8 protein-coding genes are annotated in these 7,650 nt (G+C 70.6%); 6 read left to right on the top strand and 2 right to left on the bottom strand.

Annotated elements, in window-relative coordinates:
- Both TAE01_RS13730 and TAE01_RS13725 read right to left on the bottom strand, forming a co-directional pair.
- A partial coding sequence (locus tag TAE01_RS13730) for a hypothetical protein (RefSeq protein ID WP_147067367.1) occupies nt 1-1,108 on the bottom strand: 1,108 nt, incomplete at its 3' end.
- A complete protein-coding gene (locus TAE01_RS13725; RefSeq protein ID WP_147067364.1) occupies nt 1,105-1,620 on the bottom strand; it encodes a SigE family RNA polymerase sigma factor in 516 nt (171 codons plus the stop codon). The genes TAE01_RS13730 and TAE01_RS13725, both read right to left, overlap by 4 nt.
- A gap of 263 nt (nt 1,621-1,883) precedes the next feature.
- Between TAE01_RS13725 and TAE01_RS13720 the strand changes: the two genes are divergently transcribed.
- The 6 genes from TAE01_RS13720 (at nt 1,884) to rplI (ending at nt 7,598) form a co-directional block, all read left to right on the top strand.
- Complete coding sequence (locus TAE01_RS13720) at nt 1,884-4,112, top strand: transglycosylase domain-containing protein (RefSeq protein ID WP_147067362.1); 2,229 nt, start codon at nt 1,884-1,886, stop codon at nt 4,110-4,112.
- A gap of 80 nt (nt 4,113-4,192) precedes the next feature.
- Complete coding sequence (locus TAE01_RS13715) at nt 4,193-5,536, top strand: glycosyltransferase family protein (RefSeq protein ID WP_147067360.1); 1,344 nt, start codon at nt 4,193-4,195, stop codon at nt 5,534-5,536.
- A gap of 249 nt (nt 5,537-5,785) precedes the next feature.
- On the top strand, nt 5,786-6,073 hold the full coding sequence (rpsF, locus tag TAE01_RS13710; RefSeq protein ID WP_030197748.1) for a 30S ribosomal protein S6: 288 nt from the start codon (nt 5,786-5,788) through the stop codon (nt 6,071-6,073).
- 60 nt (nt 6,074-6,133) lie between these two features.
- Nucleotides 6,134-6,754, top strand: a complete 621-nt coding sequence (locus TAE01_RS13705) for a single-stranded DNA-binding protein (protein WP_147067358.1) — start codon at nt 6,134-6,136, stop codon at nt 6,752-6,754.
- Between the two features lie 133 nt (nt 6,755-6,887).
- Nucleotides 6,888-7,124: a 30S ribosomal protein S18 gene (gene rpsR / locus TAE01_RS13700; RefSeq protein WP_013494395.1), complete on the top strand. Its 237-nt coding sequence runs from the start codon at nt 6,888-6,890 to the stop codon at nt 7,122-7,124.
- Between the two features lie 27 nt (nt 7,125-7,151).
- Nucleotides 7,152-7,598: a 50S ribosomal protein L9 gene (rplI, locus tag TAE01_RS13695; RefSeq protein WP_147067356.1), complete on the top strand. Its 447-nt coding sequence runs from the start codon at nt 7,152-7,154 to the stop codon at nt 7,596-7,598.
- Nucleotides 7,599-7,650 lie beyond the last annotated feature (52 nt).

The following is a 7,650-nucleotide window of genomic DNA, read 5'->3' as shown; positions in this document are numbered from 1 at the left end:
GGGCGCCGTCCGCGACGAGCCGCAGGGAACGGGTCGAGTCGGCGGACACGCGGATCGAGCCGGCCGGCACCGGGACGACGCCCCACGAGTCGTAGCCGCGGGCCTCCGCGTCACGGAGCCCCTCCAGCCGCAGCTGCGCGCCGTCGCCGGACCGCCCGGTGCCCGGGAGGTCGGTGCCCGCGGATCCCCACGCCAGCAGGAACGGGCCGACGGGCACGGCGACCGCGGCGTAGGGACTCGTCTCGACGCCGAGCTCTGGCAGGGGCCCGGAGGCCAGCGGGCCGGTCGCCACCCCGGCCAGGCGGTAGCGGTAGCCCTGGTGCTCGACGACGGTCGGCAGCTCGGCCACCGTCGTGCCCGCCGCGTCCTCGATGGGCTGCTGCAGGCCCTGCTCGTACACCGCGCCGGTCAGGCGGACGGACGGGTCGGTCACCGCCGCCTTGGTGTCGCGGTCGACGAGGCGCAGCGTTGCCGTGACCGGCCTGCCGACGGTGATGGCGTCCCACCCTCCGCCCGGTCCGCCGGGGATCGCGCCGCCCGTGGGCAGGTCGCGCCCCTCGGGGCGAGCGGTCCCGCACCCCGACCCCATGACCAGCCTGCCCTGCACGCTGAGCATCACCATGGTGTGCTCGGCGGTGGCGGCATCCGCGCCCGGGATCCAGCAGGCCGCGGCGAGCGAGGCTCGGGTCGTCGACGGGGTCCAGGTGAAGGTCAGGGTGGACCGGCCGGGGTCGCCGATGACGCCGGCCACGAGGCGGTCGTCGGCGACCCGGCCCCGGTAGCGCAGACCGTCCTTGACGACGTCACCCGGAGAGTCGGGCACCGTGCGGTACGGCATGCCGTCGGACCCCACCATCGGGGCCATGGCGACGGATGGTGTGTCGGCGGGTGCGGTGCGGCCGGGCACGGTGCGTGTCGGGAGTCCCGTCGACGTCAGGACGCCGACGGTGAGGGCAGCCACGGTCAGGGTCGCCAGGGAGCCCCCGGCCGCCGCCCGGCGAAGCCGCGTGGTGCGGACCCGCTGCGCCACACCGGCGCGCAGGTCGGGCGCGGGACCGACGTCGTCGGCGTGGGCCGCCAGCTCGTCGCGAAGGTCGGTGAGGTTCATCGGACACGCTCCTCGTCGGAGGTCGGCGCCAGGGTGGGGTCGATGCGCAGCTTGGCGAGGGCGCGGCTCGCCTGGCTCTTCACGGTGCCGACCGAGCACTGCATGATCTCGGCCGTCTCCGCCTCGGAGAGGTCCTCGTAGAACCGGAGCACGACGACGGCTCGCTGTCGTCTCGGCAGACGCGCGAGCGCCTGCCACAGGTCGGTGCGGTCGTCGATGCGGTCGTGGTCCGCGTGCGGGGTGTGGTGGGTGTCACGGCGCTCCGGCAGGTCGGCCGTCGCCTCCTCGCCGTTCCAGCGGCGCCTCCACCAGCTCGAGTAGGTGTTGACCATCACCCGGCGCACGTAGGCCTCGTGATGGCCCTCGATGCGGCCCCAGGCGAACCACGCCTTGGCGAGCGACGTCTGGACGAGGTCCTCGGCGAGGGCCCGGTCGTGCGTCAGCAGGTAGGCCGTGCGCAGCAGACGGCTCGAGCGCGTCGCCACGAACTCGTCGAAGGCCTCCCGGTGCACGGTTCGTCCCCCTGTCAGTGGCCCGGTCGGGGCGCTCGCCGCCCCCGGGCCGGAGCCCGTCAATGTCGTCACACCCAGCAGGACCGGTCGGCCCGGGAGAAAGGTTGCACGCGGGCACGGGGTATGTGAAGAGAGTCTGTGGGGCACTTGTGCCGGTCGTGTGAGCGGCCTCGTTCGTTTCGTCGTCCCACCGCCGGTCAGGTCATACTGAGTGGCGGCTCGGGATGGTTTCACTCGGGCCTGATCAGTGAATGGAGCAGGTTGTGACGCAGAGCAGGCGCGACATCCGCGCTGCCCAGCAGTCGGCCGGCAAGGGCCGGACCCAGCGCGCAGGCGGCGGCAACGGCAACGGTCGGACCGGCGCGGGAGCGAGCTTCGACGACGGTGCCGGCGGCGGTCGCACCGGATGGAAGAAGTGGCTGCTCGGCACGCTGAAGTGGGGCTCGATCGCCGCGGCGGTCCTGCTCGTGCTCGGGGTCGTCGGCGTCGTCATCGCCTACAACAAGACCTCCATCCCGCAGCCCAACCAGCTGGCCAACAAGCAGGTCTCGATCGTCTACTACAGCGACGGCAAGACCGAGCTCGACCGGATCGCCGTCCAGGACGGCAACCGCGAGTCGGTCCCCCTCTCCAAGGTGCCCAAGTTCGTCCAGGACGCGCACATCGCCGCCGAGGACCGCACGTTCTACCAGAACAACGGCATCTCGGTCGGCGGCATCCTGCGCGCCATCAAGACGAGCATCACCGGCGAGGCCCAGGTCGGCGGCTCCACGATCACCCAGCAGTACGTCAAGAACTACTTCCTCACGCAGGACCGGACGATCACCCGCAAGGCCAAGGAGATCCTCATCTCCGTCAAGATCGACGGCCAGCTCTCCAAGTCCGAGATCCTCGAGAAGTACCTCAACACGATCTACTACGGCCGCGGCGCCTACGGCATCCAGAGCGCGGCCAAGGCGTACTTCGGCAAGGACGTCTCCAAGCTGAACCCCGGTGAGGGTGCGGTCTTGGCAGCCGTCATCAACGCTCCCTCGCTCTACGACCCCGCCAACGGCGCCGACGCCAAGGCCAACCTGACCAAGCGCTACGCCTACGTGCTCGACGGCATGGTGCAGGAGGGCTGGCTCAGCGCCGCCGACCGCGCCAAGTACTCCGAGGTCCCCAAGATCCAGCCCTACAAGGGCAACAAGTTCTCCTCGGGCCCCAACGGGTTCATCACCGCCCAGGTCAAGAGCGAGCTGCTCGGTACGGGCCTGACCGAGCAGGACATCGACACCGGCGGCCTGCGCATCGTCACGACGATCGACAAGAAGGACCAGGCCGCCGCGATCGCCGCGATGCAGGGGAACCTGCCGAAGCAGGTCACCGGCGGCCTCGTCGCCGTCAAGCCCGGTGACGGTGCCGTGGTCGCGATGTACGGCGGAGCCGACTACTCGAAGTCGCAGTTCAACACCTCGACGCAGGCGATCATGCAGGGCGCCTCGAACTTCAAGCCCTTCGCCGTGCTCGCCGCCGTTCGCGACGGCGTCTCGACGAAGACGAAGTTCAACGGCAACCAGCCCCAGGACATCGCCGGCACGACCATCACCAACTTCGGCGGCCGCTCCTACGGCATGGTCGACATGCGACGGATGATCGGTCGCTCGATCAACACGGCCTTCGTCAACCTCAACAACACGATCACGCCGGCGCTCACCCGTCAGGCGGCCATCGACGCCGGGATCCCGGAGCGGACCCCCGGTCTCGACACGACGCTGACGAACGTCCTCGGCACGGCCTCCCCCCACGTCATCGACATGGCCACGGCCTACTCGACCATCGCGGCGCAGGGCGTGCGGGCCAAGCCGTACCTCGTCAAGAAGATCACGTCCACCACGAGTGACTTCAGCTACCAGGCCAAGCCGGAGACGAGGCGTGCGTTCGACAAGGACGTCACGGCCGACGTCACCGACGCCATGACCTACACCGTCAAGGACGGCGGCACCGCCACGAAGCTCCAGCGCCTCGGCCGCCCCATCGCCGGCAAGACCGGAACGTCCTCCTACGCCAAGTCGATCTGGTTCTCCGGTTTCGTCCCCCAGCTCGCCGTCTCGATCGGCATGTACAAGCCGGACGCCAAGGGCAACCCGCAGACCCTCACGAGCTCCGAGGACACCAACCTCACGGGTGGCACGGTCCCGGCCGACGTCTTCTACGACTTCATGAAGGTCGCCCTGAACGGCATGGAGGTCCAGGACTTCCCGGCCCGCGTGGGTGTCGGCGACGACAAGATCCCGACGCCGACGACGACCTTCGCGCCCCCGACGACGACGTTCACGCCCCCGCCGACCACGACGACGCAGGCGCCCACGACGACGACGCAGGCGCCGACGACGACGCAGCTGCCCACCAAGACGAACGGCACCGGCAAGCCGCAGCCGTCGACGACGCAGCCGTCGATCACCATCCCGCTGCCCGGGCCGTCCCCGACGTCCACGAAACCGGGCGGCTGATGAGCCGGCCGTCGGGGGTGGGCGACGTGCCGGGGCGACCGGCCCGTCGGGTGTCCGCATGAGCGCGGCGTGAGCGCCGCATGAGCGAGACGCTGCGCGACCCCGTCGTGCGAGCGGCCTCCGAGGTCGTCGGAGGTCCCCGCGGGCGGTATGCCGCGGCCCGCGAGCTGCCGTGGATCCTCACGGCCGCGCTGCTCTCGGCCCTCACCGCGGTGACGGCCGGGTTGGCGATGCTGCTCCGCGCCCCGTGCCTGCGCACCGGCTTCACCGGTGACACCCAGTTCTGGAGCGCCTGCTACGCCGACCTGCCGACCGCCTACCGCGACGCGAACCTCAAGGCCGGCGTGGCGGCATACCTCCAGGGTGGCCCCGACGCGCCCGCCACGGGGCAGCCGCCCCTGACCGGGCTCGTGCTCACGGCCGTCGCGAGCCTCGGGCCCGACGACGGGAACCTCCGGACCCGGGCCGCGTGGTACTTCGCGCTGTGGTCGGTGCTCATCACCCTGCTCCTGCTCGCGATCGTGTGGCTCGTCGCCTCGTCGGCGGCGCGGCCCTTCTCGGCCGCGCACGTGGCGCTGTCGCCGGTCGTCGTGCTCGCGGCCTTCATCTCGGCGGACCTGCTCGGGGTGGCGCTCGCCAGCGCGGGCATGTGGGCGTGGTCGCGACGCAACCCGACGCTCGCCGGGGTGCTGCTCGGGCTCGCGATCGGGGCCCGCTCGTACCCGGTGCTCGTCGTCGTGGCCATCGCGCTGCTGTGCGTGCGGACCGGGCGGCTGCGCGAGCTCGGTCGCCTCGTCGGCTACGCGGCTCTCACCTTCGGCGCCCTGCTGTCGGGGCTGTGGCTGCTCAACCGTGACGCGGCGGCCTCGCCCTACCTGGGGTGGGCCTCGGCGTCGGCCGGCTACGGCTCGCCGTGGCTGCTGCCGCAGCTCGCCGGCCATCCCCTCCCCGCGGGTGCCGTCACGGCGCTGGCCGTCGTCGGCTGGCTCGTCGCGGTCGTCGTCGGGGCCGTCCTCGCGCTGACCTCGGCACGGCGCCCGACGGTGGCCGAGCTCTCGCTCGTCATGGTCGGCCTGGTGCTCGTCACCGGCAAGTCCTTCACCGTCCAGAGCTCCGTGTGGCTGCTGCCGCTCGTCGCCTGGTGCGCGCTCCAGTGGCGCGACCACCTGGTCTGGGCGGGGGCCGAGGCGCTCAACTTCGTCGCCGTGTGGCTGACGATCGCGGCGACGACGGTGCCCGACCGTGGCATGCCGGCGCCGTGGTACGCCTTCTTCTCGATGCTGCGGGTCGTCGGGGTGCTGTGGCTCGTGGCCGTCGTGTGGCTGCGTGCGCGCGAGCGGCGCGGTCGCGGCGCGGCCGAGCACGACGACCTCGCCGGTCCGATGAGCGGGGTCGAGGACCGGCTCATCGTCCGCTTCTCCTGAGCCGCATCCGGGGCCGTGGGGCGACCGTCCCCGCCGATTCGTGCGTATGCCGTCCGGCCCGGTAGTCTTGCCCAGTTCGCCGTGTGTCCGGTGGCCTGTGGATCGAACCGACCGATGTCGGTGAGGTCTGCGAGGCTGAACCCGGCTGGAAGATCAGGCCGGGCCCCAGGCCCGCGGTGGGACGAATGCAACCCTCCTGTCACGAGAGAGACTCGTGACCGCCGAGACCAGAGGAGGTGGGTTAGAAGCATGCGTCAGTACGAACTCATGGTCATCCTCGACCCGGAGACCGAAGAGCGCACCGTCGACAAGACGATGGACAAGTTCCTGACCGTCGTGAAGAACGATGGCGGCACCGTCGACAACGTCGACATCTGGGGCCGTCGTCGTCTCGCCTACGACATCAAGAAGAAGTCCGAGGGCATCTACGTCGTCGTCACCATGACGGCGGAGCCGGCCACCGCGCAGGAGCTCGATCGTCAGCTGAACCTCAGCGAGTCGATCATGCGCACCAAGCTGCTGCGCCCCGGCGCCTGATTCAGCGACAGTCACTGAACCCGCTCGATCACCCGACGAAGGACTGAACGGAGCCCACGCATGGCAGGCGACACCGTCATCACGATCATCGGCAACCTGACCGCCGACCCGGAGCTGCGTTTCACGCCGTCCGGTGCAGCGGTCGCGAACTTCACCGTGGCCTCGACGCCGCGGCAGTTCGACCGCCAGAGCAATGAGTGGAAGGACGGCGAGACGCTGTTCATGCGCTGCTCGGTGTGGCGCGACGCGGCGGAGAACGTCGCCGAGTCGTGCCAGCGGGGCATGCGTGTGATCGTGTCGGGCCGACTCAAGTCTCGTTCCTACGAGACGAAGGAAGGCGAGAAGCGCACCGTCGTGGAGATGGACGTCGACGAGGTCGGCCCGTCCCTGCGCTCTGCCACCGCGAAGGTCAACAAGACCCAGCGCGGCGGCGGTGGTGGCGGCTTCGGCGGCGGCCAGGGTGGCCAGGGTGGCGGCGGCTGGAGCGGTGGCTCCGGTGGCGGCCAGGCCGAGGACCCGTGGGCGACCGGCGGCTCCGCCGGTGGCCAGGGCGCCCCGCCCACAGGTGGCCAGCAGGGCGGCGGCTGGAGCGGTGGCTCCGGTGGCGGTCAGCCGGCTGCCGGTGGCCAGCAGGGCGGTGGTTGGGGCGCAGCCCCCAGCTACGACGAGCCCCCCTTCTGATCGGTCCTTCGACCTCGCTCGAGCAGGTCAGCACCGTCGTCCGGTGACGCAGCCGGACGGCATACCCCCGTAGTACTTGAAACCCATCCCGGGGCACCAACCCCGGGCTCTCATCAAGAAGGAGAGCACCACGATGGCAAAGCCCGTTGTGCGCAAGCCCAAGAAGAAGGCCAACCCGCTCAAGGCGGCGAAGGTCGAGAACATCGACTACAAGGACACTGCGCTCCTGCGCAAGTTCATCTCCGACCGCGGCAAGATCCGCGCGCGTCGCGTGACCGGTGTGTCCGTCCAGGAGCAGCGCCTCATCGCCACGGCCGTCAAGAACGCCCGTGAGATGGCCCTGCTGCCCTACTCGAGCTCGGCTCGCTGAGCCGGTTTCGGGAACGAGGAGAACACCATGAAGCTCATTCTCACGCACGAGGTCACCGGCCTCGGTACCGCTGGTGACGTCGTCGAGGTCAAGGACGGCTACGGCCGCAACTTCCTGACGCCGCGGGGTCTCGCGACCCCGTGGACCAAGGGTGGCCAGAAGCAGGTCGACGCCCTGACCAAGGGTCGCGAGGTCCGCGAGATCAAGGACCTCGACCAGGCCAAGGGCATCAAGGGCCAGCTCGAGGCGACGTCGGTCAAGGTTCCGGCGAAGTCCGGCCAGTCCGGTCGCCTCTTCGGTGCCGTCAGCAACGGTGACATCGCCGCGGCCGTCAAGGCTGCCGGTGGCCCCGAGCTCGACAAGCGCAAGATCGAGGTCAAGCAGGCCATCAAGACGCTCGGCTCCTACGAGGCGACCGTCCGTCTGCACCCCGAGGTCGCGGCGACCCTCACGTTCGAGGTCGTCCCCGCCTGACCGTCGAGGTCTGACACGTCGAAGGGCCGGGCTCCGCACACGCGGAGCCCGG

Origin of the sequence: Terrabacter aerolatus (assembly GCF_007991735.1) — a bacterium.
Classification (GTDB): Bacteria; Actinomycetota; Actinomycetes; order Actinomycetales; family Dermatophilaceae; genus Terrabacter; species Terrabacter aerolatus.
The sequence above is the reverse complement of the archived record's forward strand: the minus strand, read 5'-3'. Positions and strand labels throughout refer to the sequence as shown.